Genomic DNA, 25,558 nt, shown 5'->3' on the forward strand with positions numbered 1-25,558 from the left:
CCCAGCGATCAAGGCGCTTGTGGCAGACGACATTCTTGCCAACCTTGGCCTGAATGTCGCACTTCACGCGGCATTGCTCGTCAAGAACGGAAAAGGCCTCCTGATATGTGGCGCGGCGGGGGCCGGCAAGACGACACTCGCCGTGGCATTGCTCGCGGCAGGCTTCACCTACGGCGGAGATGATATCGCGCTGATGGATGAGGATGGACTGCTTGTGGGAGTGCCCTTCTCGCCCGCATTGAAGCAGGGGTCTTGGGGGCTGCTCGGCCACATGTCAGATGCAATTCTGGCAGCGCCAATCCATAGTCGGCTCGACAATAAGCGTGTGCGCTATCCGACAGGGCTGCCCTATGCTGCACGCGTGCGGGTTCAGCCTGAAGCTGTCGTGCTGATCCGCCGTCGTCGCACCGGGCCAGTCTTTTGCGACGTTGAGCCCATGCGTGCCCTTTCGGAACTACTGGCCGGTGCGCACACGCCAGAGCGTCGCCTCGCCTTGCCGCAGTTTCAGCGGCTCCTCGATATGGTTTCACAGGCGCGCACCGTCGAGCTTACCTACTCTTCCCTCGACAGAGCCGTAGAGACATTGAGGCGCCTTCATGACAGGCAATAGTTGGCGCGATCTGGTTACGCTCGCCTCCTGCCTCAACGGGCACATACCGAAAGAGGCGAACTGGGACGGGATCGTAGCCCTTGCGAACAGAAGCCTGACGATCACCTCACTTGCAGGCGCGGTGAAGGAAGCCAACCCGCACTTGCCGGAGGATCTCTCCAACTATCTATCGATGATATATCGGCGGAACACTGACCGAAATTGCAGACTGAAAGCTCAGCTGGGCGAGGCGGCCGCATCGCTGAACGAGATCGGTATAGAGCCCATCGTGCTGAAGGGGACAGCCATCCTTGCGAGTGCTGTCCCTGAAGCGCTTGGTGCACGGCTTCTGACCGATTTGGACATTCTTGTCCGCCCCCAGGATATGCGAGAGGCATCAAACGCACTGTGCCGTCAGGGATATGAGGTTGCGCTATCTTCCGGTGAAGGTTCCTGGCCAGGGAATGCGGAATACCATCTCCCAGTCGTCCTGATCCGTCCAACGGATGTCGGAAGCATTGATCTTCAGTGTCGACCGAAAGGGCCGGCCTCCTTCGGAGACGCGGAATGGCTTTATGGCGATAGTTGCGTGGTCGATATTGGCGGAGGCCGTGTACGCGTTCCAACGGCCTTTGCGCAGATCATTCTTTTCATTCTTCACGATCAGTTTCAAGATGGTGACTATTGGCGCGGGCTACTCGACCTGCGCCATCTGCTGGACATAGCAACGCTCGCCCGCGCGTCCTCGGTCGACTGGAACGGACTTAGAGCGCTTTTTGCGAGCGGCTATGAGAGGAACGCGGTCGAGACCCAAATCGTAACAGCTGCCGCGCTTCTCGGCCTAGACCGAACGGCGATTAGGGGAGTGGGATCGACGGCCAGGATCCAGTTTGCCCGGCGGCGACTTCAGCTCGGCTGTGACTACCTGCGGGCTCCGCTCACGCTCCTGACTCTCATCTCGGAAGTTGCCCACTATCGCTCCTGGGATCGTTTTGGGGGCGAGCCTTATCCTTCTAAGCGCCGGGAGCTTGTGCGAAAGGCTCGCGAATTGCGGCGGAACTTCCGCGCCAAGCCTCCCGGAAAACTGTAGCCGATTGGGAAGCCTTCGAGTTTGCAACCGAGCATTGACCTCGGGCGCATATGCGGAGGGCACCCCAGCTACATCTAAAGATATATGGATAACTCGTAGCTTTTAATGTAAAAGTAGTTAGTGCTAATATATCTAACATCCGTTGGACGGGTGGGAGGGCAGATGGCCGAAGAATTCAACCAATCACGAAGCGACCATGATCGGCGCGAGTTTCTGAAGAGCTGCGGTCGATTTGCGGTCGTAACCCACCAGTCGTCACAATGCTTCTGTCAACCAGCCTGACGTCGCAAGCGATTGCCTCTTCCGGTGGTGGCGGTGGCGGCAGCAAAGGAAACAATGGTTGGGGTAACGGGCCGAGTTCGACAAATAGAGGAAGTAGCCACGGGCGTGGTGTTTCGCGCGGAGGACCGGGTGCCGGTCAATCGCAGAGCAGCAGCAAAATGAACGGACGCCCTTAGACCACATTTGGCTCGTCGCCCAGTGGCTCACCACATGAGAAGCAGCCGAAACTCAATGGAAGCTCCGGGAGCTCACCTTGAACGGATCTATGTCCAAGTCCTGTTTGTAGATATCCGCACGGCGGCCTTGCGATTGTCGCGCCGCTGACGAGAATCAAGCTGCTGCCCCCCGACAGTCGCGTTCACCCTTGGCCTCCGCGCGCGAAACGGTCCGCTTCGCGTTAGGTCTGCACGGAGGAGCGACAGCGGAGCGCCCTAAGCGTCAGCCGGTACGGGAATAGGTCCTCGACGACCCGACCTCGCCTGCGGCATGGATTCCAGCGCGACCTCGGGCTCTTGCATTTCGCAGACTCAGCGGGCTGTCAAACGAAGTGAGGATCTGACCCCGCCTATTGCCTCACCCAGGAATGTTACTGACGCTGAGGGCAATGAGACGGCCCGTATCTCCTCCCGCCGTTAGCGTGAGGAGATACGGGCGCGCGCTTCATCCAGTACAGAGCCACCAGTCCTTCCCGAACCTAGAGACCATACCGGACAGCATATTGCCAAGTGCAAGGCGGCGTCAGAGCCTGTCACAGCCTTAAGCGTGGACGTCGCCTTAGGGGGCGGACAGACCGGGCTCCCACGAGCCGGCTACGGCTTGTTGCTGTAAATTTACGTTTTGGGTTTCCAAATCGCATGATGTATCGACTGGAAGCGGATCTTTGCGGGTTTCGGTAATTCGCGGATAGGGTTTCCATTAAATCCCGGACAGTCTTTCGGCGATTAAAACATCGACTTTCGCACGCGCCGTTTTGCCATTCTGGACCCCGATTTGAGAGGGGTGCGGGGAATGGCGAGACGGAAGCAGGCGAGACTTACTGACGTGAAGGACATTCGATCGATATTGCGACTGACGCACGAACAGGGGCTTTCGGTTCGTGCGATATCGGAACGGCTGAAGATCAGCAAAACGACCATTTCGACCTACCTGCTGCGGGCGCGTGAGGCCGGGCTGACGGGCTGGCCGTTGCCGCCTGGGCTTGACGAGGACGCTGTGTTGCAGCGTCGCCTGTTCCATCGTCGCGGCCGCCCGCCCCAGGATATGCACGCGCCCGACTGGAGCCAGATCGCCAGTGAACTGAAGCGAAAGGGCGTGACGCTGACGCTGTTGTGGCAGGAATATCGCGAGCGGCACCCGAACGGTTATGGATACACTTGGTTCTGTGAGCGCTTCGCCGCTTTCGAACAGCGCGCCAGCGCCACTTTCCGCAATCGCCACACCGCTGGCGCGGCGATGCAGACCGACTATGCTGGTCACACCGTCCCCGTCATTGATCCGGCGACGGGCGAGATCCGGCCGGCGCAGATCTTCGTCGCGGTTCTGCCGGCCTCTTTGTACACCTTCGCCTATGCGAGCTTCACTCAACGGCTGCCAGACTGGATCGAGGGTCAGCAACGGGCTTTGAGCTTCTTCGGGGGCGTAACGAAAGCGATCGTCTGCGACAACCTCAAGGCCGGCGTTGCCAAGCCCTTGTGGTTCGAGCCGACCATCAACGCCACTTTTGCGGCATTCGCCGAACATTACGACACGACGATCCTGCCGACCCGCCCAAAACGGCCGAAGGACAAAGCCAAGGTCGAAGGCAGCGTTCTGATCGTTGAGCGCTGGATCCTGGCGCGACTGAGGAATGAGCGCTTCTTCAGCCTCGTTGATCTCAACGTGCGGATCAACCAGCTCCTCGGCGATCTCAATAACCGGCCGATGCGGCGTGTTGGCAAATCCCGACATCAACTCTTCGAGGCGATCGAACGCGAAGCGCTCGCCCCCTTGCCAGCAACGCCATTCGAATATTCCGAATGGAAATCGGCAAAGGTTCATCCCGACTATCATGTCGAGGTCAATAAGGCCGTCTACTCCGTGCCGCACCGCCTGATTGGCCGCCAGGTCGATGTCCGGCTCACAAGCCGGATCGTCGAGGTCTTCCATGATCACCAACGCGTCGCCAGTCACCGCCGGACGTCGCAGCGGGCTGGTCACGTCACCGTCAACGAACACATGCCGAAGACGCATCAGCACTATGCCAACACCACCCCGGCGAGCCTGATCAAGCAGGCCGCAAAGATTGGCCGCAACGCTGCGATCCTGATCGAACGGCTGATGCGCGACAGGCCCCATCCCCAGCAGGGATACCGCGCCGCTCAAGGCGTTCTATCACTCGCGCGCCGGTACGGACCTGAGCGTCTTGAAGCCGCGTGCGATCGGGCGCTGATGATCAATGCGACCAGCTATTCCTCCGTCAGCACCATCCTCAAATCCGGCCTCGATCAAGCTCCACCAGCCGCCGAGCCGGTCAAGCCAGCCCCGCCGCATGGCAACATCCGCGGCAGTTCCTATTACCAGTGAAGAAAGGAAGACACTTGAATGCTCACAACAGATGCTGAATGTCGCGATGGAAATCGTCCGCAATCAGGGTGCGGATGAACTGACGCTCGGGACCTTGGCCGGAAAAGCAGGGGTCAGTCGCCCAATTGCTTACGAACACTTTTCTACCCGGGCCGGCCTCTTGGTGGCGCTGTTCAAGCGGTTGGAGGACAACTATTGTCCACTGGCTCCGCTCTGCTCTCCGTGAAGCGCCAACTGACCTCACCGCCGTAGCTGACGTCATCAGCGATGCGTATTTCAAGTGCCTTGCCCAGTTTGGTCCAGAAGCTCTCGCAATCTCCGCCGCACTAAAAGGGACAGAGGAGATGGCCGCATAGCAACGGCTCATGCTCAACGTATACGTCGAGCTGATGTGTGACGCGCTTCGGCCGTTCTCCGGCCTAGAAGATGAGCACTTGCGCCCCGTGTGCGTCGGTCTTCTAGGCGCAGCGGAGGCCCTTGCCTCCGAGGCACAAGCCGGGGCGATATCCCAGCAAATCGCCACGTCCGTATTAACGTCACTCATCGTAAAGGCTGTGGCTGATGGCCCCCACAAAGCTGGGTAACGTTCCTGTCGCAAAGCCCGGGAAAGGACGATGAACTTTGACAAGGTTCTCAGGAGGGCACGCAGGGTGCGCCCGATCCCTGGCGCGGCCGGGCAGGTGAGACGTAGGCGCTGCATGAAGGCCGCACGACCAGTCCGCAGCGCCGTCTCCTAAGACAGCATTTCGAGACCGTGTTTCCGGACGATCGAGAGCAGCTTCAATGCGGGGCCGCTCGGCCGCTTGGCGCCGGTTTCCCACTTTTGTACGGTGGACCCGCTGGTATTGAGATAGCGCGCGAAGACTGGCTGGCTGACATGATTGTTCTCGCGTAATGCCTTGATCTCAGCCGGCGTCATTTCCTGGGGGATGGACAGGCAAGTCTCATCGAAGGTCCTCATGGTTTCCTTGTCGATGGTACCTGCCGCAGACATGTCTTCGACGGCGCTATGGATCGCATCAAAGACATCGCTCTTGAACTTGCGCTTGGTCGCCATTGCAAATCTCCTCTAGGGCGCCGGTCCCGATTTCGGCATCAAGCTCCGCCTGCGTCTTGCGCCGCTAGAGTTCGGCGAGCTTCCGAAAAGCCAGGAGCTTGTCGTCATCGATGTTTGCGCGGTCCTTCTTCGCGAACAGATAGGCGAACAACCTTCACCGGGTTTCGCCAGAACGAACGAACGGTGCAGGTTATCGTTGAGCGCTTCTTGAACACGCCGCCACCGAGATCGTCAGCCTGTGCGCGCGGCCTGCTCAATCGCCTTGCGGAGGGCCTTGTCTGAGATCCGCGCTTTCTTCGCTGCCTTGAAAAATCATGCTGTTCTGAAAGTCCGTCTGCATCGCTTCATATAGCACTAGGTGCTACACCTATCAAGTTGTCGGGAAAAATCGCGGAGACTTGCCGCCTCCCACCCTTGGTTCAAGATCCTGGCAGCAAGCGCCGCGTCGTCCTGCGGCAAGGAACGGCCGTAGTGGTTCGCAACCATCTCCCGTGTGTCCTACTCTCAAGCAACGTCGGCCCTTGAAACGCGCGCTTTTCTCACCTACCTCATTTTTGCCGGATGCCCTCTCGGATCCTGGCACGGGAACGATGGTCCATTTATGCGTTGGACTGGTTCGGTTCATATCTCTTCGCAAGGAGGATATGGTCCGGCGTCTGCCCGACCCCCTTGCGTAGCTGTTGTGCGATCGACCGTCTCGGTCTTCTGATCGTCAGTTCCGTCCGTCTCCGATCCTGCGGCCTCCGGCATGCACGTACTTGGCGCGTTTTAAGCAACAACAACGGCTGATTATGAAACGAAGGAGGATGCACATGCTGATATCGGATTTTGGCCGCATGGGATTCGACCCATTTCTGGAAATGCGGCGAATGCAGCAGGAAATGAATCAGCGTTTGTCCGACATGACTGCCAAAGCCGCCCACGAGTTTCCACCCGTCAACCTCTGGATGGGTGAGGGCAGCGTAGCGGTGACTGCTGAATTGCCTGGGATCGCGCCTGAAGAGGTCGATCTGACGGTTCGCGAGAACACGTTGACATTGAGGGGCGAACGCGGATCCCCGACGGAGGACGAGAGATCCGTCTGGCACCGGCGCGAACGAGTGCACGGAAACTTCTCTCGAACGGTGCAATTGCCTTTCCGCGTCGATCCGGAACAGGTCGAGGCGCGTTTCGCAAACGGGCTTCTTGAAGTCGAACTACACCGGCCCGAGACGGATCGACCGAAGAAGATCCAGATCAAAGGATAGGAGGCCAAAATGGCTCAGGAACTGAAAACGACTGAACGCCGGGCTCCAAGCAAGCTTGACGGTGGCGAACCGACCCGTTCGCGCCCGGTGTTTGCCCCGCGCACCGATATCTATGAGACAGAGGACAATGTCGTTGTTCTCGTGGACATGCCGGGCGTCGCTTCAGAGGGTGTCGACATCACACTCGAGAAGCGGACGCTGGCGATTCGGGGCTACGCGACGGACGAACAGCACGACAACTATCGCCAAATCTATGCCGAATACGGCGCGGGCAATTATGAGCGCGTCTTCACCCTGTCCGAAGATATCGATCGGGACAGTATCGAGGCATCGCAGAAGAACGGCGTCCTGCGGTTGGTCCTGCCCAAGGTCGCGCCGGCAAAGGCGAGAAAGATCAAGCTGAAGATGGCGTAATTCGTGCGGAGAAAGGAGGTTGACCATGCAGATTAGAGATCTGATCCCCTGGGGCAGTAACAAGGGAAGCGAAATTGCGAAGTCAGACCAGGGAAATCCCGTCTTTTCCTTGCAGCGCGACGTGAACCGTATTTTCGAAGATTTCTGGAAGCGGCTCGATCAACCGTTCGGTGCCTTCGGGCGCTGGGATACCGGCGGGCCGCGAATGGACGTCACCGAAACCGAGAGTGCGATTGAGGTTTCGGTGGAGCTTCCTGGAATCGACCAGAAGGACGTCGATGTCTCCCTGACGGACAGCGCGCTCACGATCAAAGGAGAAAAGAAAAGTGAGCAGGAAGAGAGCAAGAAGGGGTATCACTTGTTGGAACGCTCCTACGGGTCGTTCTACCGCTCGATCCCGTTACCATCGGGCGTCGACGCGGACAAAGCCGCCGCCCAGTTCAAGAACGGCGTCCTGACCGTGACGCTTCCAAAAACGGAGGAAGCGTTGTCGCGTGTTAGGAAGATCGAGGTGAAGGCGAGTTGACATCGACTTCACGGTCGTGACATGCGGCGGGCGAAACCGCCGCATATGTTAGCGATTACTGCAGAGGTCTCGTCCGTGGATAGGCCATCAAAGAAGCGCGGGCGCGGGCGAGATCTGCTCGGGCGACGGTCAGCATCTCGTCTGCCCTATCCAGAGCGCCGAAAGCAGCGGCAGTCGGATTGGGCCGTTCCGCAGTGATGCGAACCCAAGCGCGATCGATTTCAACAAGAGCCGCGCGAACATTCGCGATCGCTCGTTCGATGGCATCGTAGAGAGCGATCTCCTCTTCGGAGACGATTGGCGAATTGTCACCGCTCATCGATCTCTTCCGGTCACACGGGTCCCTGGTGCAGGCTCGAATTGCAAAATACCACGAAGAGTACCCTTCTTAAACAGTCAGCGTGGCGCCGTTGGGATGGCAATCGCCAGAACCCGTGGGCATCGATGTGCTAAAGGCATCAAGGGGTGAAGTCGCGACCATTGAAACGCCTGATGAACGCGAGTTCAACTGCCAATTCTTCCCTCTGTCTCCAACATCCGTTTTCCTGAACGGGCACACCATTCTGATGAAACCAAAATGCAGCGTCGGCCGGCTTCGTTTCCTCCCGATAGATGTATGCGCCGATGATTACGGCGACAATCACGCCGCCGATGATCAGGTCAGGGTGTTGAGTCGGGATGGTGGCAGCATCGTCAAATCAGCAGTCGCTGTGTATGGCACGCTTGCGGATCTCTGGCCCAGCCAGGTCGTTTTCCACGCTAAGTTTCGGATTCGATTTCCCTCCCGTTATGAGTTAGCATCTCGCCGCTAATACACATCCTGTTCGGAGGGGAACATGAATATTTCGCGTCGGGCATTTACGACATCGACCTGTGCGGGACTAGCCATGGGGATGATTGCGGGACCCGCTGTTGCGCAGGACGGATCGATTGGCGACGAGTTGCTAGGACGGACAGACTTCTGGACAGCACTTGAAGCTTACATTTATGCCTATCCGTTAGTCACCATGGAGTACACGCGGCGCGTGATCACGAACGTCGCCGAACCCCAAGGCACGAAGGCGCCGATGGGCCAGATTGGTCGACTGCGCGCCTACCCCGACGCATCGTTTCGCGACGTGACCGCTCCTAATGCCGATACTCTCTACACCTATGCTTTCTTTGATGTCGCCAAGGAACCCTATGTCTTGAGCCTTCCAGATCTTGGCGATCGTTATGCGCTTTTCCCGATGCTCGATGGTTGGACCAACGTCTTTGAAGTACCCGGAAAGAGAACTACGGGACCGGGTGCGCAGACATATGCGATCACCGGCCCGGGCTGGACGGGGGCGCTGCCTGAAGGCGTGACTGAATACAAATCACCCACCAGCATGGTGTGGCTGCTCGGGCGTATCTATTGCACCGGAACGCCTGAGGACTATGCCGAAGTCCACAGGCTTCAGGATGAGGTGAAGCTCGTTCCCTTGAGTGGCTTCGGGACGGACTACACCCCACCTGCCGGCAAGACCGATCCAGCTATTGACATGAAGACTGCAGTTCGTGAGCAGGTCAACGCGCTGGATGCGGTCGCCTACTTCAAACTGTTCTGCGACCTGCTGAAGACTAATCCCCCCGCCGCGGCCGATGCTCCATTGTTGGAGCAGTTGGCCACCATAGGGATTGTTCCTGGCAAGGATTTCGACGAGAGCAAACTCGATGTCGTCCTCCAGAAGCGGCTTCCACAGATTGCGTACGCGCGAATTATGTTGCACTTCAAGGATAGCGGGGGCGACGTCGAGGACATCAACGGGTGGGCATACACGACAAAAACCGGTCTCTATGGTACGGATTATCTGCAACGCGCTCTGATCACCGCCATCGGACTTGGCGCCAATCGCCCTCAGGATGCGATTTATCCAACGAGTACGAAGTCGGGCAGTGGCCTTTTTACTCGCGACTATAACGGCTCGGAAAACTATGTAATCAACTTTGCCAAGGGACATCTGCCTCCGGTAAACGGGTTCTGGTCGATAACGATGTATGACGCGGGATACTTCTTCGTGGACAACCCGCTGAACCGCTATTCAATTAGCGCCCGTCAGGAGCTCAAAGCCAATGCTGACGGGACGACCGATATCTACATCCAGTACGAATCTCCTGGCGCAGACAAGGAGTCAAACTGGCTGCCTTCCCCGAAGGGTAAGTTTATCCTGATGATGCGGCTGTACTGGCCGAAGGAAGGAAACCCGTCGATCCTCGACGGATCGTGGGTTCTGCCGGCGGCGACGAAGACGGGTTGACGTCCAAGGCCATAGTGAATCGGCCGTAACCGGGGATCTGGCAGTTGCAGCCTCAACGGGCGCAGCTTTGAAAAAGCACGGTGTTTATCTCGGCCGCGACTCGTTCACCACCGACAGCGATTTCCACAAAGCGGTCCACTCGCCCGTTGGTGTTGGAATCGTTGCTGTCCATGGCCTTCCTGAGTCGATTGTTGCGCTGAAGTTAAATCGCACCGTCTCTTAATAAACGAAACGGAAGTTTTGTTTATTACCGTACTCGCTTAATAAACGGTGGGCACAAAAGTTCGCTCGATTCTCATCAAGGCGAAGAGTCCGCAGCCGACTTACCGCCGTGCGGCTTGGGCAAGCGGTAAATGTGAAGAGCGGGCATTAATTACAACCGTGCCAAACGACGGCACTGCGACAAAACAGGACAAGGGAAAGTCCAGCGCCTGCTTGCCCAGTCGGGTCCGATCGCGATGGTCTTGACCTGCTCCTCGGCCATGACAGCAGCGTGGCATCCGATAGAGTTGCTGAGCGCAGATCGAAACTCTTGCTACGCAGACGACGGATCTCGTCGCTCGGATTGAAGCCCTCGAGGCTCTCATAGCGCCGGGCGGCGTGGGCCAACCCGCATAACGGTTACAGCGATCGGGTCACCACCTCGGTCGCGACGGACACCAGCAGGGCCGCTAGCGCGACGGCCGTTCCAATTCGCGCGATCTTCATGCGGCGCCCGCGAGCGCCATCCCAATCATAGCCTATCGTGTTCCCCCAGCCGGCATCATGCCGTGCGTGGATGGTGGCGCGTTTTCCTGACAAAGAGGTAAATCCGATGAGCGCCATCGCCGCTAGCGGGTTCGCGATGCCTCGTCGGGCAACCGGAATGTCGTGAAACCCCATTCGTGCTCGCGCGTTATCCCCCCGACCAAGCGGTGAGGAATCAAATGTCTATTCATATGCGAGATCTCGGCGAGGCCGTTCTTGATTTGCTCTATTGGCGTCCGACAGAGCAGGCGCCTGAATTGAACGACGATCGGCATTTGCTCATTCAGGCATACCGAACGAACCAGGCCCCTGAGGCCGCTCGGCAAGAGCATCTAACGATTGACCCTGAGCTTGCAGTCTATGGGCGATCAAACCCCTGACACTGACCGAGCGTACCGATTGCGTCCCAACTGGTTGGCGGCGTAAAATGTTGTGTCTGTAGAAGTCGAACGCTCAGACGGAAAGGCCCCGGATCACCCTCGTGGGACTCTGGGGCCTTTTTGCGTCTCGGAGCGATGCAACAGGAATGGTGGTGTTCGCGGCATTGCCCTGGATAGCAGTCAGGAGGCGGGATACCTCCTCTTGTATCCCTCTGCTTGCCACCTCGTACTCGAATACAAGACGTTGATCTGGCTGTTCTGCTTCTCGGAATTCTTCTAACCGTTCGGCTGCGAGTGCATACGCCTCGAAAAGGTCATCCAGCTCCGCCGGACAGACATCACCTTCGAGCGCCCGTCGGAATTTCGGTAGTCTCACCGATAAACGGCGCCGTCCTAGTTCTCTGAGTTTCTGCATTTTCTCCCCCATTTCAGGGCAATCTAAGATGGCGCAGCCAAGGAAGGGTTAAATCGAAATTTCAATTGCGAGCGACCTCGCTAAAGCGACGAGCTCTCCTGCCGATTTTTCCCCGCGCCCAACGGCAAAACCGCAACCCCGAGGTCGGTGGCTGCGGTTCTGAGTGCCAGTTGTAACGTGCAGGGACAATGGCAACCGACCGTAGATTGCGCGGGAGCGGGTTAATTTAGTGTTTCCACACGGACGTGATCATGGGGGCGTTTCAAGCCGTTGCCGCGTCTTTCGCTGACAAGGCTACGAGACAAAAAAAGGGTGAAGCGCCCAGAACTCTTTCGCTTCACCCTACAGGTCCAGCTTATCGCATCGTGAATACAACATATCAACTGCCTCCGGTCGCATGCAAATCACCATAGCGCGAGCGCCTTTCGGCTCTGCTTCACGTCAATGTGGGCGCCGGTTACTCCCGCGGCCAAAGCGACGCTCCATCATCAGCCGGACGAGCCACTCTCGTAGATCGGGGTTTTTGCGAAACTCGTCGAAATGCTCGATGGCGTAACCGAGTGTCTGTTCGGCGAGAGCGTCCGCCTCAACCGGTGAGGTCGTTAGGCTGCGCGCCCATGCCAGTAGCTCAGGCAGAAAAGCCGAGAACTCGTCGTCGCGAGGGGCAGGTTGCGGCGGACGATTGACGAACACACAAACGGTCTTGAGCCTCTGTTCAAGTTCCCACGCATCCCCCGTGCCGTTCATGCAAAACTTGAGCGCATATCGCGCCAGGCACTCACTTTCCTTACTGTGCCGAGAAATATGTCGGCTGTCAGAGGCTGTTTTACAGTCCGGCGATGGGCTGAGTATGCACCTCTGGAGGCGGGCTGGCTATCCTTCAAAACCTCGGGTTCGGGATTGAGGTGCCGCTAGCTCAATTTGCTTCAGCAGCGCGATGACTTCGGCCTGCATGTCCAGGCACAGCGCCTGATACTCGTTGATCAATTCCTCGCGGCGGCGGTGCTCCGTCAGCAGTCTGTCGAGGGTCTGCGCGGCCAACGCGTAGGACTCGAACAGATCGTACAGAGTCGGATTCCTGGCTGCTCGCAACTGTTCACGGTGATAAGGCAATACCAAGGAGAGCCGCGCCCGTCCGAGCTTGACCAACGACATTTGTCACAGCCTTTGTCGCGTCATATTTGCCGCGTCACGACAGATTTCCAGAATGTCTTCTTTTTGCATGCTGCGGGCAGCGCCGCAATGGGTGCGCTGAACCCGCTCCCTGGTCTCCATCTGAGCGAAAGTGAACCTCTCCCGCCCACTGCCCGTCAGGCACTGAATATCGAAGGTGTCTGAGCAATCCACGGCTGCCTCCGCGCATACACCACAACTATTTATCACTCTCCCAACCGAAGGAAAACCCGATGAACAGAACGACGTTGCTCGCCTATGCGAGGCGCGCGCCTTTTAGTGAGCGCCTGAACAGAGCCAAATCGACGGCATCAATGCCCTAACGCTTCTTAGCATTATCGAACGCGGTCGCTCGGCGATCGGCGGCTCCGGATAGAAGCTCATCAATACGGTTATGGTTCTCGTCGTGCAAATCGGAGAACGCCGCGTCGATCATCAGCCGGTCCCATACCACACAACCATCGATGCGCTTCGGCCTCGGCATTCGCCGGTCCGAAACCATCTGGTCGAACTTTGTCACACTCACGTCGGCATTCGGGCCCTTCACTGTCAAATCGTGAAAAATAGCAAGGCGCCAGCAACGCGCCACTGTTCACGACAACGATCAATACCAGATCCAGATCCCAGGTTCGCTTCGGCAATGGAGCGCCGGCGCCTATCGAGCATCCGATCTCGACAAGGAGCATTACTACTTCATCGTCGAGGGCTCCGGCAACGTGGTCCGCGGTGATCACACGATCGCCGACAACGTGAGCACTGCCGATGACGACTACGCCGCCCATACGCGGGGCTGCAACACCGGTTCGATCGGCGTCTCGCTGGCCTGCATGGCCGGCGCGATCGAAAGTCCATCCCATGCGGGCAAATATCCCATGACGGAAACGCAGTGGCATTGCGCCATGGACGTCATCGCGCACCTGGCCGAGTTCTACAAAATCCCGGTCACCTCGAAGACGATCCTTTCCCATGCCGAGGTTCAAACGAATCTGGGCATCAAACAGGCCGGGAAGTAGGATTTCACCCGGCTCCCGTTCGCGACGAACGTCATCGGCGCCAAAGCATGCGGCGATAAGATGCGCGCCGACGTCAAAGCACGCCTCTAACCCTCTCCAACATCGAAGGAAACGAACATGCGTTCGCTGATCATCGTATCGGCGGCGGCCCTTGTGCTGTCCGCTTGCACCGCCACTGGTTCGATCGACACTGCGATCAAGACCAGCGTTCCGAAGACCTGCGCTCTGCTCGAGACGGCGCACGCCGCGTTCATCGCGGCCTCGGTCTCGGGCAACATCAAGGCTTCGACCATCGCCAAGGAAAAGGCCGCCTACGACGGCGTTCGCGTCAGCTGCGCCGATCCGGGAAGCGTCACGGCTGCCAACGCGCTCGTCGTCGCTGCGACCGCATACGCGACCATATCTCTCGCACTGAAGGAAGCACAATAATGGGTAGCATCTCGAAAGCTCTTGGCGTTCATGCCCGAGGGCACGCCCTGGTACGGCTATCTGGCGCTCTACGCGCTCACGATCGGCCTGCCGGGGTCCTGACCTATCTGGCCCGAAGAACCAGCAGAAAGCATCATCTTGGCCGTCTCTCATCCTCGGGAGCCGGCTCGACCAAGCTACCGACGCCTCCGGCAACAGCGCCAATCAGCCCGACAAGTTCCGTTCCCAGTTCGGGCATACCCATGCCGGCGCCGAAGCCAGTGAGATAACCCACAATTGCGCCGGATAGTAGGCCGAGGCAGCACGCCCACGTTGGCTTGAACGGCAACTCTCCCTCCCCACGGATGCCCTTCTCGTAGTGACCGTACCGCAACCACTGCTCGATTTCACTTACTCCAAATTGAGTAGGGAAGCCTGTTACGGGGGCTTTATAACTGGTTCCCGCAGGGGCGACGTTTATGAACCGTCCGATCGACAGAGATAGGCGACGATCTCCAGCTTCAGCGGATCACGGTCGCCGTACTTCTCCCTGATCCGCTCAAGCTCCTCGATCGCGGCATGTTGCTCGTCTATATCCCCGAGCACGTAGCTTTCATGCCCGACTGCGCAGATGTTGCACCCGGCTTCGATCACGTCGACGACGAATGCGGGGGTCTCGCTGGCGTTCATTTGGCGGCGGTCATTCTCCGTCATGTCAGGTCCTCCGTTGACGTTATGACGAGACCTGCCATGGCCGACAGGAGCAAGAATACTCCCCGGAAATTTTGGGGGCTTGAAAAGAAATGGCCCCGTCGGGCGGCGACGAGGCCATCGGCACTGAGCAAGCTTCACTTCCGGAGGGATTGTGAAGGTGTCACCCTGATCGGGGAAAGGGTTCCACAAAGCCAGAAACGCAAACGGCGGTACTGAGTTCCGTCTCTGCAAAAAAATGGCCCCAAATTGCAGCCAACGGGCCACGAAAAAGCGTGTGCGTCATCTACTCGCACGCACTTAAACGAATGAAGCCCCGCAGGGGATGCGGGGCTTCATCGTGGAAGGTCGTCAAACCATAAAAAACGCAATGCGTACATTAATTCAGTGATCGCACGGCAATGAGAAGTACAACCATGGATTATTTCTGTTGCGCGATCACGGTTGTATCGTCGCAAAAATGGGGACCGATCGCAACCATGCGAAAGGGGTAGTCGCGTAATCAATTTGGGGGGCGCGAACTGCTTTGCTGGCGCTGCGGGGGATTTCATCTTTCGGGCCGCCATCACCGAATAATGCAGGTGCCCGGCCAATCCCGGCAAGAGCGACCCGCACAGCTCGCCAGAGCTAATCCAGTAGCCACAATGCAGGCGATGACGGCGATCTTTCGGGCCATTGGTTCGTTCCAGCTATGGCGTTAACGCGAGGGCGATAAGCCAAGCGGCCAAGGCGATCAGAAGCCAAATCCGAGCGCCCTTGTACCTTTGTCGTCTTGCCCCTTCCCAATCGTAAGACATCAGTGCCTCCCTCTCGGTGGCGCACAATGCACGATTGCACATATGACGAAAAGTCCATTTTCCTCATATACACAGCGCTGCTTGTCTGTTGTCCCTACCACTGGCTAGGACGCAGTCAATGCCGCGTCCCTTCGATCTCCAGTTCTATGTATCGGCCGATGGACCAGAGATAGGCGACGATCTGCAGCTTCAGGTGATCGCGCTCGCCGAATTTGTCGCCGATCCGGTCAAGATCCTCAAGCGCTGCATCCTGCTCCTCGATATCACCAAGTACGTACTTGTCATGCCCTATGGCGGTGATATCGCAACCGGCCGCAATAATCTCAGACACGAAATCCGGTATTTCGCTCGGCTTCATCTTTCGCGGCTTGCTTTGGGCCATATTAATCCTCCTTTGATCGAGCAGGAAGGGTAGGGATTCGGGAGATCCGCTAGGCTATTGCGCTGAAGCGAGAGCGACCAGTCATGCTGCTAAGGCAATCAAAGCCCGAGCCGCGCGTGCCTGTACCGTCGACGCCTGGCACGTTCCCAATCGTAGGACATGAGGTTCCCCCTCTCGGCCGCGCACAATGCCAGATTGTGGGTGGGTGGGAAAGGCGCTTCCTCAGAGGAGCAAAGCGGTCCCCGCCAAAAAGTATGGCCTCGCCGGGGAGAGCGAGGCCATGGGGCACTTTCATGAGTTTCAGATCCGGGCGGATCGTGAAGGCGTCATCCTGATCGGGGGACTCAGGGCTGCCACAGGCGAGAAACGCCGACGGCGTTATTGAGTTCCTGCCTTCGCAAAAAAAAATGGCCCCAAAGTGCGGGGCCGAATTGTGTGCTGTGCCAAGAAGCCCGAGCAGGCGAAAGGGATCACTCGGGCTCGTTCTAAGACTATCACGTGCGGCGACAAATTCCGAGCCCTTTGGAGAATCCTACAAATTGCGCGTCGGGCGAAAGCCTGATCTGATGCGGGCATGACCACGAAGCTTTCAGACTTGAGGCTGAGAAACCCAAAGCTCCTCGGCGAGCTCAAACGACGGGGGTTTGAGACCGTCGATGACATGAAGCACGTTCCCACGACGGACGCGTTGCGGATGAAGGGAATGGGCGCAAAATCGTGGCAGAAAATCTGTGATGCATTGGGCAGAGACCCTGCAAAGACGTGAGGCCTGAAAGCCATTACCGGGCCACCTCCTTCGAAATCAGTTCATTGAACTTCTCGATATTCGCCCGCGGCTATAAAGACTTTGAGCATTCTCTTCACCTGCGTGGAAAAGCTCCTCTACCGCTGCGTCCTGGCGGTGGTATCGCCAATCCGGGCGCTAACTGGGTGGCGATGGCATGTTCGGGAGCGTGTCTAGCCCTGGCTTTTGGGCACGCCGGTTTTGCGCAAGCCCGCCCGACCTCTAGCCTCTCTCGTCGCTGCAACTTGGGTGTCGCTGGGTGATCTGTCCTCAGTTGCTAAGGGAATGCGGGCGGTACCGAACCAGATAGCGCACTCTAGAAGGGAAGTTTCATCCTTGTTCCCAAGCCGGTATTCATCAGCGATGAAGCTTGCTAGGCGGACGGCTCGCTTGCTGAGATGTGGAATGCGAGTTTTGGCACAGGCCGTTTCGAAGACTTTTCGTATCAAGGCAAGATCTCGGGGACCAAGATGTTGAATTGCGAGTTTGGGCGGTATGTGCACTGACACCTCCTATGAATGAAGGGGGTGCGCGTCGAACCGGACTTGGAGGAAGCTCAAAAGGTGAACCTGCGATTGCGCCACCTTCATTCTCCCACCGATTGATGGCTTCCGTTTTCGTTTGGGCTGCAATTTGATTTTGTCCGCCTGGCGCGCCGCTCTTCCCAAGAAAGGCGGTCAGTTGCGCCTTTGTCAGTTCGCCCCGCTGAATGGCGGCCGTCAGGAATCGCGCCAGAGCAAGCTTTTCTGCGCGTTCATCTCTTTCTTTGGCTTCGAGATAACCAGCGGCTTTTAGTATTTCAACCAAAAGGCTGATGTCTTCGGCGTCTATATCTAGATCTGGATCCTTGGAAGACATGCGGCCTCCTTCGCGTGGGGCGGCAGGCGGCCCGCGCTAGTTCTAACGCGCTATACTATGCGCCCAATGGTTCAGAGATTCTACGGGTGTGCTCGGAAAGGCGACTCTAAGAAACGGCCTCGTCGTGGGGGGCGACGAGGCCGGCTACACGACTTCACTAATGGTGAAGCCGTCAGGCGCCTTCAGTCTCCGAAGGGCGGGGATCTAAATGCGCATTAGCTTATATAGGAGGCGTAGAATTCGCTTCCAAGGGCAGGCCAGAAAAAGAATGGCCCCGAAAGGCGATTAAGGGGCCATGAGAGTGTCGTCCTTCTGCCGGGCCGGCAGGATGGAACTCGCCAGCCCACCTATTCAATCTCTGAGGTTGAATAGGTGGGCTGGCTTGATTTTCTCCTCGTAGCCGTCGCATCGTAACCCATGGCCGAGCCCTACCAGCCCCGTTACATAGGACATGCTATCCCTCTATTCGATTGATGAGCATCCAGACCGCCATAGCAATCAACATTAGGTTTTCAGTGAGTGAGATAAGGCCCAACGGGACATTGCTGTCGCCGCCGACGCAAGCACATTTCAGCTTACGGCGGTCAATGTATACGGCCTTGAAAACGGAAATGGCACCAATGGTGCCGACTACGAACGCAACCGGAATTGCAAGCCACAACCATACGCCAGCGATCATCAGGATACCTGCAAGGGCTTCGCCGAAGGGGTAGAGGTAGGCATGAAGCGTTTTCTTATTGGTGCATTTGCCGTCGTCACGGCCATCGGCCTTGCCGGCACTGCGCTTGCGCAGGAATTCACGTTCCGCTTCCAGTCTTCGGACCCGGCGGGCAACCCGAACTTCGAATATCAGAAAGGTTGGACCGACCTCGTCGCCGAGCGCTCCGGCGGCAAGGTGAAGATCGAGCTTCTGCCGGTCGGTTCGGTCGTGGAATATAACGAAACGCTTGATGCGGTTGCAGGCGGCATTCTCGATGGTCAGATCTGCGATTCGTCCTATTGGGCCGGCAAGGATCCGGCTTTCGGCCTGATCTCCAATCCGGTCGGCGCCTGGTCCGATCCGGCGCAGATGATCGACTTCGTGGAGAACGGCGGTGGCAAGGAGATCATGCAGGAATTGCTGGGCTCCTACGGCCTGCATTTTATCGGCGTTTCCACTCCGGGGTTGGAAGCGTTCGTCTCGCGTGTGCCGCTTGATGGTGTCGATGATCTCAAGGGGCTGAAGATGCGCGCCCCGGAAGGTCCGATTGCCAACGTGTTTGCAGCCGCTGGCGCTGCCCCGGTCAATCTGCCGTCCTCCGAAGTCTATACGTCGATCGACAAGGGCGTCGTCGATGCGGCCGATTATTCCGCATTCTCGGTCAATCAGGCGCAGGGCCTCAATGGCGTTGCGAAACATCCGGTGTATCCAGGCTTCCACTCGCTGCCACTCGTCGAGGGTCTCCATGAACATGGCGAAATGGGAAGCGCTGCCGGATGACCTCAAGAAAATCCTTGAGGAAACTGTCAAGGAATTCCAGCAGACCCAGAACAACGGTCTCAAGGCCGCCGACCAGAAGGCGGTGGAGGCGGCCAAGGCCGAAGGCTCGATTACGATCCACGATTGGTCGGCCGAGGAGCGTGCCAAGTTTCGCAAGCTTGGGGTCGCCGAATGGGAGAATATCGCGAAGCGTTCGCCAATGGCCCAGAAGGTGTTCGACACGCTGACGGCCTACCTGAAGGAAAAGGGCTTGCTCTGACCCAACCATGCGGCGGCCCGCTCCGGGCCGTCGTTTTCTCGTGCCGAGGGAGAGGGGCATGACAAGAGACACGTTTTCAGAGGACGCCGGGGCCGCCATGGGCGCCGAGGTCGTCGGGGCCGTTCCCGAAGCCGGCATGCTCGGCCGTCTCATCGAGAAGCCGGCTATGTTTTTGCCGTCGGCATCGTGCTCGCAGCGCTCATACTGCTTGTGGAAGTATTCCTGCGATACGTGTTGAACAGCCCGACGATCTGGGCACATGAGACGACGGTATTCCTTTGCGGCGTCGCTTTCATCTTCGGCGGCCTCTATTGCACCGCCCGCAACACCCATATCCGCGTCGTTCTGCTCTATGATCATTTCTCTCCCCGCGCGCGCCGGATCGCCGACATCGTCATCTCCCTTGTTAGCGCCCTTGCCAGCGGCTTCTTCGCCTTTGCCGCCTATCACATGGTCGAACGGGCCGTGGTCACTCCTTCCGGCGAGGTCCGCCTGGAGACGACCGGTAGTGCCTGGAGCCCGCCGACGCCGGCCCTGATCAAGATCTTTATCCTCTTGGTTATGATCCTGCTCGTCGTTCAGTTTCTGATTCTTGCCGTCAACTACGCCAAGCGAGCTTCAAAGGACTGAACGATGACCGATCTGTTTGATTTCAGCATCAATCTGCAGGCGCTCGGCATCGGTTGGGGCACCCTGCTTATGTTCGTGATGATGGTAGGGCTGCTACTCTCCGGCATGCCGCTCGCCTTTGTCACACTTCTCGTAGCACTTATCTTCGCGCTCGGTTGGTTCGGGCCCATGTCGATCCCGCTCATTACGAGCCGCGTTTATTCCTTTGTGATGAACTTCGTATTCGTTTCGGTGCCGATGTTCGTCCTTATGGCCGCGATACTCGACCGCTCCGGCATCGCACGCGACCTCTTCGATGCCATGAAGCTTTTTGCCGGCCGAATACGCGGCGGCGTTGCGGTTCAAACCGTCTTTGTGTCGGTGATCCTCGCTGCCATGCGCGGTATCATCGGCGGCGAGATCGTTCTTCTCGGCCTTATCGCGCTGCCGCAGATGCTGCGTCTCGGATATGATCGCAACCTGGCGATCGGCGTCGTCTGCGCGGGCGGTTCGCTCGGCACGATGATCCCGCCTTCCATCGTCCTGATCATCTATGGCCTGACGGCGAACGTTTCTATCGGTGATTTGTTCACGGCAGCCTTCTTGCCTGGCTTCATGCTGGCGATGTTCTATGTAGCCTATATTCTCGTGCGCGCCTACTTTACGCCCGGCGTTGTGCCGCCGGTAGATATGACGCCGATCCCAACAGAAGAGAAACTCCGGCTCCTTAAGGGTCTTGCCCTGCCGGTGCTTGTCGTCTTCGTTGTTCTCGGCTCGATATACGGCGGCATCGCGTCCGTAACTGAAGCCTCCGCAATCGGAGTCGGTGGGGTCATCCTTTCGACCATTCTGCGGGGGGAGTTCTCATATAGACTGCTGCGCGATGCGGCGATGCAGACGCTATCGACTGTGGGCATGATCGTCTGGATCGGCATAGGTGCCACGGCCATCGTGGGCGTCTACAACTTGATGGGCGGCGTGAATTTCGTTTCTGGCATGATCACCGGCATTTCCGATAGTCCGACTGTGATCGTGCTGGTGATGATGTTGATCCTGTTCGTGCTGGGCGCCTTTCTGGATTGGGTCGGGATAGCCCTTCTCACGATGCCGATCTTCGTACCGATCATCAAGTCGCTCGGCATGGACCCGGTCTGGTTCGGCGTTCTCTTCTGCATGAACATGCAGGTGTCGTTCCTGTCGCCGCCCTTTGGGCCGGCCGCCTTCTACCTGAAGTCAGTGGCCCCTCCGGGCATTACGCTGGGGATCATCTTCCGGGCTCTTGTTCCGTTCATCATGTTACAGATCCTCGCCGTCTCCATGTTGATCGCGTTCCCGGGCATTACCGGACGATAACTAACCCATATTTCCTTCAATCGTAGTCGATTGACGGTGTCGTTTGGCTGTTATCCGTCAGGACCATACAACTGGCCGGTACGTAGACCTCGCTCCCGAGGAACTGCGGCATTAAAGCCTTAGCCAGGCTCGTTGGGGAGGAGAGCTGGGCGTGACCGTGGTTCCGCCAAGACGAAGAACATCGAGCGGCTCTCTGTTCGTCGAACATAGCTTCGATGCGGAATAAGATCCGAGGGTCTCAGTTATCACAGCGGCTCTGGTTGCCAATGCCTCCAGGTCCAATGTTAACCCTGGAGAATCTAGTCCAAGTGCAACATTGCCGTGTGAAGGGTAGGGCATCACGCGCAGTCTCGCAAATGCGCTATGAAGACCTCGGCGGGTGTGCGGTAACCCAGGCACTTGCGTGGCAGCGCGTTCAGATGGTGGACGAGCGCGACGAGCTATTGCTGGGTGACGGCGGTGAGATCGGTATCGCTGGGCGTGAAGCGGCGGCTGCGCTTGTTGGCGTTTTTCCACCGCACCTTTCCGCCACGGCGCACTGGGGTCGCAGAACCAGCTCCGCGCGCCGATGCCATCTTCCAAAGCCCTAAAGCGGCGAACTCCGTGCCGCGATCAAAGGTGAAACTCTGCCGGGCAAAGGCTGGCAAAGGTGAGAACGTTTCGATGATCTTGTCCATGATCGGTCTCGAGCGCCGGCTCGGATTCTTGATCATCACGGTGTAGAGGCTTTTGCGCTCGGCCAACGAGATCAGGTTGGCGTTGCCGAAATCACGTTCGAAGATCAACAAGTCGCCCTCCCAATGCCCGAACTGCGAACGATCACCATGAAATCAGGGCGTTGCGATATCCTGCAGGCAGCCGGAAAAGTGCCGTCACGGGGTTTCCTCGAGCTGCGGGGGGCGGCGTTTGCTGCGGCCTTCCGCCAGATGCTGATGGAGTTCCAGCGCCTGATCTTCCTTGCCATAGATGAAGCGATAGATCGTCTCGCTGCAGACCCGCACGGCGCTGACGCCATCGGCGAGCAGACGACCGGCAATCTGTTCCGGTGACCAAGGTGTCTTCAGCTGCTCGATCACAAGCTCGCGCAATTGCGGGTGCCGCACAAGCTTCCTCAGGCGCTGCCGCCGCTCTTTGTGGATGTCGTACGCCAACGAAAGCCCCTTCAGAAAAGGCTCCTGCTTAGCCGAAATTTCTTACCCCCACCTTTTTCCCACTCCCCTTTCATGGCCTGTGGCTTCCCTCATGCCGCAATCTGACATGCTACCCACTTCTGGTTTCGAGTTTCAATCAGTCGCCACGGAGATTTCAAACCGTCACTCCTTGACTTTCAATTGGTCATCGTCGTAGTTTCAAACAGTCATCAAAGGAATGAAGCTGTGGCGCTGTATCCAAGGCTCGTTGAGCAACGCGTTGCCGACGCCCTGTCAGACACGCGAGTCGTACTGATCGTAGGTCCCAGACAATCAGGAAAAACGACGTTGGCTAAGAAGATGGCCAACGAGGGGATGGAGTATTACACGCTGGATAATGCAACCATCCTGGACGCAGCGCGACAGGATCCCGTTGGCTTTGTAAGAGGTATGGATCGCGCCATCATCGATGAAATTCAGCGCGCGCCCGAACTGCTGTTGGCCATCAAGGAAAGCGTGGATACCGACCAGCGCCCAGGGCGGTTCCTTCTGACCGGTTCAGCCAATCTCATGACGTTGCCACGCGTGGCAGACTCGCTCGCAGGGCGAATGGAGGTTGTTCGATTGCTGCCGCTTGCGCAAAGCGAGATCAGAACCGCCGGCAGCAGCTTCCTGCGCGACGCCTTTCAAAACGAAGCCAAGGCCGGAGAGCCATTCTTCGGAGACGACCTCATGGCTGCGGTTCTGGCCGGTGGATATCCCGAGGCGCTGGCCCGCAAAACCTTGAACCGCAGACAGGACTGGTATGCGGATTATATCCAGGCGATCGTTCAACGCGACGTTCGCGATGTCGCGCAAATCGAGCAGATTGCTCAAATGCCGCGCCTCCTACGCATCCTGGCAGAGCATTCGGGACAGCTCGTCAACTATTCTGGAATTGGCGCGGCCATTGGGATGAACCACATTACAACGCAAAAATATGTCGGCATCTTCGAGAGCCTGTTCCTCGCTCGAACCGTACAACCCTGGTTTTCGAACAAACTAAAACGCCTCACGAAAACACCGAAAATACATTTCCTCGATTCTGGTCTTCTCGCATCCCTTCGTGACCTCTCTCTCGACCGTCTCCACGGCGACAGGGGTCAGTTCGGGGCATTGCTGGAGACTTTCGTTTTTGCCGAGATCCTTAAACTCGCCAGCGGCGGGCAAACCCGCTTCGAGTTTTCGCATTTTCGAGACAAGCAGCAGAACGAAGTCGATATCGTCATCGAAGATACAAGGGGGCGGATCGTCGGTATCGAAATAAAGGCGGCAGCATCCGTCTCGAATTCCGATTTTTCCGGATTGCGAATTTTGGCCGAAGCATCCGGAGAACGGTTTGTTTCGGGCGTGGTCTTGTATGACCACCACAAAGTGGTCCCTTTCGGAGAACGTTTGTCCGCTGTGCCAATATCGGCGTTGTGGCGGTAGCGCGTGAGAATTTCGCTCAGTATTCAGACCCGAGCATTTTTGAGACTTCCAAGGTCTCGATAACCAATAGGCCTCAGGTTCGATTCCCTTCAAGGCGAGGGAATCGTCCGCAGACGCTGAGAAACGTGCCAAGCAGCAAATCGGTCAACCTCCTATGACGGAAGTTGCCTTATCCAATCGTCGAATCCAGCGTGTGGGGCCTGTACCGCCAGACCCGTATTCGGTCGTCCGTCTGATTTCACCGATTGCCTAAGCTCCCGTGCGCTTTGCCTGTACTGCTGTTTGAAGGCGCGGGCGAAATGATCGCCTCTCAAAAATCCGAAGTCGGCCGCAATGTCGGAGATGCGGCGCATATCCCTGGGATTGGCCAAAATAGACCTAATCCGCTCGAGCCGACGGCTCTGGATGTAATGGACAACGCCACCTTCCGTTTCGAACAAGCGATAAAGCGTCCGGCGGGATACGGCGACAATGTTGCAGATCGCAACGATGTTCAGCGTGCTGGCGTCGAGGCGAGCCTCGATATAACGTTTCGCGTGACGCAGTAGCACGAGCTCGAGGCCGGGGCGCGCAGCCCTCCTGAGCGCTTCCAGGAAAGCGGCTGGGCGAAGCCCGGGTTTGCCGCCTTCGTCTCCTCGATCATCGAAAGTGGCTACGATCCAGCGAAGATGGACGGTGTGCGCGCGCGGCTGCGCGAGCTAAGACTTGAACCCTATGATTGCCTCAACCCGGTCCTGATGGATGTCGCCACATGGGCAGCCAAGAAGAGCGGCGCGCTCCCCAATTGATCGAAGAGACGCTCTTCAAACTCGATCCGTGTTCGGCTCGTTTGGAACTCGCCAGCTTCCGTAGCATTGTGTGCTCGGCGAAGTTCGCCGAGCACTTCTAAAGCTTGCCGCGTTTATGGACGACGCGGCCGGTGTAGATTGTGTTCCGAGGCGCTGACGGTGCGGGGTGCCAAGAGAGGTCATCAGGCGCAGGATGTCGTCACAGTGCCCACGAAAAAGATCGGCGTCGATGCGGTCACCCGTTACGTTCTGAAGGATGCCATACTGCTTTGCGGGACCGCAGCCATAGAGACATCGCCCATCCCGGTCCACTAGGAAACGACTGACAAGCTCAGGGGTCATTGCCGAAAAAATTGGAACCAATCCGGCCACCCGAAGGTTTGATTTGTGGGTGTCAACACTTCACCCGCTTTCAGAAGCAGCGGGAATCCGATCGGCGCCTTTAGATCCGTCCTTAACGCACTTTCAGCAGTGACCGTTTTGGTCTCGGCGGCGGTCTTTACCCAGCCGGCGAACGCTGAGGACAAGGATCGTTGTCGCGTTGCTTCGGGCGACGACACGAACCAGAAGAATCTCTCAGAAAAACTGGACGATTGCGATGGGGTGTTGAAGCCCCCTCGCGTCGGCGACACTGAAATCAAAACACCGGCGCCTGATGTCGGGAAAACGCGGGTGATCCGCCCCGGCGAATTGCAATAGAGCGTCGCCGATGGCGGGTAAGCCTGGCTCAAAATGCTAAGAGTTCTGTGGCCGCT

Annotated in this window: 30 protein-coding genes and 5 pseudogenes; 20 read left to right on the plus strand and 15 right to left on the minus strand. The window is 57.7% G+C overall.

What is annotated here, in order from left to right:
• Positions 1-19 precede the first annotated feature (19 nt).
• The 5 genes and pseudogenes from ASD01_RS36660 (at position 20) to ASD01_RS36670 (ending at position 4,749) form a co-directional block, all read left to right on the plus strand.
• The gene (locus ASD01_RS36660) at positions 20-610 is read left to right on the plus strand and encodes a phosphoenolpyruvate carboxykinase (ATP) (protein ID WP_234798864.1); all 591 of its coding nucleotides are present in this window, start codon (positions 20-22) and stop codon (positions 608-610) included.
• Positions 597-1,679 (plus strand): nucleotidyltransferase family protein, encoded by a 1,083-nt coding sequence (locus tag ASD01_RS11790; RefSeq protein ID WP_060644031.1) that lies wholly within the window; start codon positions 597-599, stop codon positions 1,677-1,679. The genes ASD01_RS36660 and ASD01_RS11790 overlap by 14 nt, the downstream gene beginning before the upstream one ends.
• A 162-nt stretch (positions 1,680-1,841) precedes the next feature.
• Positions 1,842-2,137 (plus strand): annotated as a pseudogene (locus ASD01_RS36665) (hypothetical protein).
• An 832-nt stretch (positions 2,138-2,969) separates the two neighbouring features.
• Positions 2,970-4,523, plus strand: coding sequence for an IS21 family transposase (istA, locus tag ASD01_RS11795; protein WP_060644032.1), 1,554 nt, complete (start codon positions 2,970-2,972; stop codon positions 4,521-4,523).
• Positions 4,524-4,554: 31 nt separating this feature from the next.
• Complete coding sequence (locus ASD01_RS36670) at positions 4,555-4,749, plus strand: TetR/AcrR family transcriptional regulator (RefSeq protein WP_244495233.1); 195 nt, start codon at positions 4,555-4,557, stop codon at positions 4,747-4,749.
• Between the two features lie 507 nt (positions 4,750-5,256).
• On the opposite strand, the gene ASD01_RS11805 is transcribed toward ASD01_RS36670, so the two are convergent.
• Positions 5,257-5,580 carry a helix-turn-helix domain-containing protein gene (locus tag ASD01_RS11805; protein WP_034803512.1) on the minus strand — a complete coding sequence of 108 codons (324 nt, stop codon included), beginning with the start codon at positions 5,578-5,580 and terminating at the stop codon, positions 5,257-5,259.
• Positions 5,543-5,865 (minus strand): annotated as a pseudogene (locus ASD01_RS36675) (type II toxin-antitoxin system RelE/ParE family toxin). The gene ASD01_RS11805 and the pseudogene ASD01_RS36675 overlap by 38 nt, the downstream one beginning before the upstream one ends.
• A 527-nt stretch (positions 5,866-6,392) precedes the next feature.
• On the opposite strand from ASD01_RS36675, the gene ASD01_RS11815 reads away from it, so the two are divergent.
• The 3 genes from ASD01_RS11815 to ASD01_RS11825 are packed head-to-tail and all read left to right on the plus strand — an operon-like array spanning position 6,393 to position 7,767.
• Positions 6,393-6,827: an Hsp20/alpha crystallin family protein gene (locus ASD01_RS11815; RefSeq protein ID WP_063979514.1), complete on the plus strand. Its 435-nt coding sequence runs from the start codon at positions 6,393-6,395 to the stop codon at positions 6,825-6,827.
• 9 nt (positions 6,828-6,836) lie between these two features.
• Positions 6,837-7,241, plus strand: coding sequence for an Hsp20/alpha crystallin family protein (locus tag ASD01_RS11820; protein WP_034803516.1), 405 nt, complete (start codon positions 6,837-6,839; stop codon positions 7,239-7,241).
• A 25-nt stretch (positions 7,242-7,266) separates the two neighbouring features.
• The gene (locus ASD01_RS11825) at positions 7,267-7,767 is read left to right on the plus strand and encodes an Hsp20/alpha crystallin family protein (protein WP_034803519.1); all 501 of its coding nucleotides are present in this window, start codon (positions 7,267-7,269) and stop codon (positions 7,765-7,767) included.
• A gap of 55 nt (positions 7,768-7,822) precedes the next feature.
• Here ASD01_RS11825 and ASD01_RS11830 read toward each other — a convergent pair whose 3' ends face one another.
• Positions 7,823-8,086, minus strand: a complete 264-nt coding sequence (locus ASD01_RS11830; RefSeq protein WP_034803523.1) for a hypothetical protein — start codon at positions 8,084-8,086, stop codon at positions 7,823-7,825.
• Between the two features lie 115 nt (positions 8,087-8,201).
• Between ASD01_RS11830 and ASD01_RS35535 the strand changes: the two genes are divergently transcribed.
• Both ASD01_RS35535 and ASD01_RS11840 read left to right on the plus strand, forming a co-directional pair.
• Positions 8,202-8,579, plus strand: a complete 378-nt coding sequence (locus tag ASD01_RS35535) for a hypothetical protein (RefSeq protein ID WP_060644034.1) — start codon at positions 8,202-8,204, stop codon at positions 8,577-8,579.
• Between the two features lie 24 nt (positions 8,580-8,603).
• Positions 8,604-10,046, plus strand: coding sequence for a DUF1254 domain-containing protein (locus ASD01_RS11840; protein ID WP_034803526.1), 1,443 nt, complete (start codon positions 8,604-8,606; stop codon positions 10,044-10,046).
• A 621-nt stretch (positions 10,047-10,667) separates the two neighbouring features.
• Here the strand turns inward: ASD01_RS11840 and ASD01_RS11845 are convergent.
• The 4 genes from ASD01_RS11845 to ASD01_RS11870 all read right to left on the minus strand — a co-directional run bounded on the left by ASD01_RS11845 (position 10,668) and on the right by ASD01_RS11870 (position 13,287).
• Positions 10,668-10,928, minus strand: coding sequence for a hypothetical protein (locus ASD01_RS11845; protein ID WP_034803529.1), 261 nt, complete (start codon positions 10,926-10,928; stop codon positions 10,668-10,670).
• A 1,101-nt stretch (positions 10,929-12,029) separates the two neighbouring features.
• Positions 12,030-12,335, minus strand: a complete 306-nt coding sequence (locus ASD01_RS11860; RefSeq protein ID WP_060644035.1) for a hypothetical protein — start codon at positions 12,333-12,335, stop codon at positions 12,030-12,032.
• A 126-nt stretch (positions 12,336-12,461) separates the two neighbouring features.
• Positions 12,462-12,743, minus strand: a complete 282-nt coding sequence (locus ASD01_RS11865; protein ID WP_051659584.1) for a hypothetical protein — start codon at positions 12,741-12,743, stop codon at positions 12,462-12,464.
• A gap of 337 nt (positions 12,744-13,080) precedes the next feature.
• Entirely contained in the window at positions 13,081-13,287 is a 207-nt protein-coding gene (locus tag ASD01_RS11870) for a hypothetical protein (RefSeq protein WP_143106294.1), read from the minus strand.
• A gap of 190 nt (positions 13,288-13,477) precedes the next feature.
• Between ASD01_RS11870 and ASD01_RS11875 the strand changes: the two genes are divergently transcribed.
• Both ASD01_RS11875 and ASD01_RS11880 read left to right on the plus strand, forming a co-directional pair.
• Positions 13,478-13,774: a peptidoglycan recognition protein family protein gene (locus ASD01_RS11875; RefSeq protein ID WP_051659586.1), complete on the plus strand. Its 297-nt coding sequence runs from the start codon at positions 13,478-13,480 to the stop codon at positions 13,772-13,774.
• 117 nt (positions 13,775-13,891) lie between these two features.
• Positions 13,892-14,203, plus strand: coding sequence for a hypothetical protein (locus ASD01_RS11880; protein WP_060644036.1), 312 nt, complete (start codon positions 13,892-13,894; stop codon positions 14,201-14,203).
• Between the two features lie 456 nt (positions 14,204-14,659).
• Here the strand turns inward: ASD01_RS11880 and ASD01_RS11885 are convergent, their stop codons facing one another.
• Positions 14,660-14,896: a hypothetical protein gene (locus ASD01_RS11885; protein WP_335669428.1), complete on the minus strand. Its 237-nt coding sequence runs from the start codon at positions 14,894-14,896 to the stop codon at positions 14,660-14,662.
• 909 nt (positions 14,897-15,805) lie between these two features.
• Positions 15,806-16,072 carry a hypothetical protein gene (locus tag ASD01_RS34650; RefSeq protein WP_034801529.1) on the minus strand — a complete coding sequence of 89 codons (267 nt, stop codon included), beginning with the start codon at positions 16,070-16,072 and terminating at the stop codon, positions 15,806-15,808.
• A gap of 574 nt (positions 16,073-16,646) precedes the next feature.
• Between ASD01_RS34650 and ASD01_RS11900 the strand changes: the two genes are divergently transcribed.
• The gene (locus ASD01_RS11900; protein ID WP_034801532.1) at positions 16,647-16,838 is read left to right on the plus strand and encodes a helix-hairpin-helix domain-containing protein; all 192 of its coding nucleotides are present in this window, start codon (positions 16,647-16,649) and stop codon (positions 16,836-16,838) included.
• Positions 16,839-17,213: 375 nt separating this feature from the next.
• Here the strand turns inward: ASD01_RS11900 and ASD01_RS36680 are convergent, their stop codons facing one another.
• Together ASD01_RS36680 and ASD01_RS35975 are read right to left on the minus strand one after the other, a co-directional pair.
• Positions 17,214-17,714, minus strand: coding sequence for a hypothetical protein (locus ASD01_RS36680; RefSeq protein WP_244495234.1), 501 nt, complete (start codon positions 17,712-17,714; stop codon positions 17,214-17,216).
• 454 nt (positions 17,715-18,168) lie between these two features.
• Positions 18,169-18,438 (minus strand): annotated as a pseudogene (locus ASD01_RS35975) (MauE/DoxX family redox-associated membrane protein); the annotation flags it as partial.
• Between ASD01_RS35975 and dctP the strand changes: the two are divergent.
• The 4 genes from dctP to ASD01_RS11920 all read left to right on the plus strand — a co-directional run bounded on the left by dctP (position 18,436) and on the right by ASD01_RS11920 (position 21,415).
• The gene (gene dctP / locus ASD01_RS11910) at positions 18,436-19,194 is read left to right on the plus strand and encodes a TRAP transporter substrate-binding protein DctP (protein WP_200953433.1); all 759 of its coding nucleotides are present in this window, start codon (positions 18,436-18,438) and stop codon (positions 19,192-19,194) included. The pseudogene ASD01_RS35975 and the gene dctP sit on opposite strands and share 3 nt — an antisense overlap.
• On the plus strand, positions 19,160-19,453 hold the full coding sequence (locus ASD01_RS37240) for a type 2 periplasmic-binding domain-containing protein (protein WP_200953434.1): 294 nt from the start codon (positions 19,160-19,162) through the stop codon (positions 19,451-19,453). Before dctP ends, ASD01_RS37240 begins: the two co-directional genes overlap by 35 nt.
• A 231-nt stretch (positions 19,454-19,684) precedes the next feature.
• On the plus strand, positions 19,685-20,083 hold the full coding sequence (locus ASD01_RS11915; RefSeq protein ID WP_200953435.1) for a TRAP transporter small permease subunit: 399 nt from the start codon (positions 19,685-19,687) through the stop codon (positions 20,081-20,083).
• A gap of 3 nt (positions 20,084-20,086) precedes the next feature.
• Positions 20,087-21,415 carry a TRAP transporter large permease gene (locus tag ASD01_RS11920; protein WP_034801534.1) on the plus strand — a complete coding sequence of 443 codons (1,329 nt, stop codon included), beginning with the start codon at positions 20,087-20,089 and terminating at the stop codon, positions 21,413-21,415.
• Between the two features lie 440 nt (positions 21,416-21,855).
• On the opposite strand, the gene ASD01_RS35545 is transcribed toward ASD01_RS11920, so the two are convergent.
• Together ASD01_RS35545 and ASD01_RS35550 are read right to left on the minus strand one after the other, a co-directional pair.
• Positions 21,856-22,203 carry an IS30 family transposase gene (locus tag ASD01_RS35545; protein WP_143106295.1) on the minus strand — a complete coding sequence of 116 codons (348 nt, stop codon included), beginning with the start codon at positions 22,201-22,203 and terminating at the stop codon, positions 21,856-21,858.
• Between the two features lie 84 nt (positions 22,204-22,287).
• Positions 22,288-22,566, minus strand: coding sequence for a hypothetical protein (locus ASD01_RS35550; protein ID WP_156553107.1), 279 nt, complete (start codon positions 22,564-22,566; stop codon positions 22,288-22,290).
• Positions 22,567-22,791: 225 nt separating this feature from the next.
• Here ASD01_RS35550 and ASD01_RS11935 point away from each other — a divergent pair, with 225 nt between their 5' ends.
• On the plus strand, positions 22,792-24,015 hold the full coding sequence (locus ASD01_RS11935) for an ATP-binding protein (protein ID WP_060644049.1): 1,224 nt from the start codon (positions 22,792-22,794) through the stop codon (positions 24,013-24,015).
• A 152-nt stretch (positions 24,016-24,167) separates the two neighbouring features.
• Here the strand turns inward: ASD01_RS11935 and ASD01_RS34665 are convergent, their stop codons facing one another.
• Positions 24,168-24,566: a helix-turn-helix domain-containing protein gene (locus ASD01_RS34665; RefSeq protein ID WP_051659587.1), complete on the minus strand. Its 399-nt coding sequence runs from the start codon at positions 24,564-24,566 to the stop codon at positions 24,168-24,170.
• Between the two features lie 27 nt (positions 24,567-24,593).
• On the opposite strand from ASD01_RS34665, the pseudogene ASD01_RS34670 reads away from it, so the two are divergent.
• Positions 24,594-24,803 (plus strand): annotated as a pseudogene (locus tag ASD01_RS34670) (S-(hydroxymethyl)glutathione synthase); the annotation flags it as partial.
• A 146-nt stretch (positions 24,804-24,949) separates the two neighbouring features.
• Here the strand turns inward: ASD01_RS34670 and ASD01_RS37560 are convergent.
• A pseudogene (locus ASD01_RS37560) lies at positions 24,950-25,112 on the minus strand (Tn3 family transposase); the annotation flags it as partial.
• A 78-nt stretch (positions 25,113-25,190) separates the two neighbouring features.
• Here ASD01_RS37560 and ASD01_RS11945 point away from each other — a divergent pair.
• Positions 25,191-25,502, plus strand: coding sequence for a hypothetical protein (locus ASD01_RS11945; protein ID WP_234798867.1), 312 nt, complete (start codon positions 25,191-25,193; stop codon positions 25,500-25,502).
• Positions 25,503-25,558: the final 56 nt, after the last annotated feature.

It is taken from the genome of Ensifer sp. Root423, from assembly GCF_001426275.1.
Lineage (GTDB): Bacteria > Pseudomonadota > Alphaproteobacteria > Rhizobiales > Rhizobiaceae > Ensifer > Ensifer adhaerens.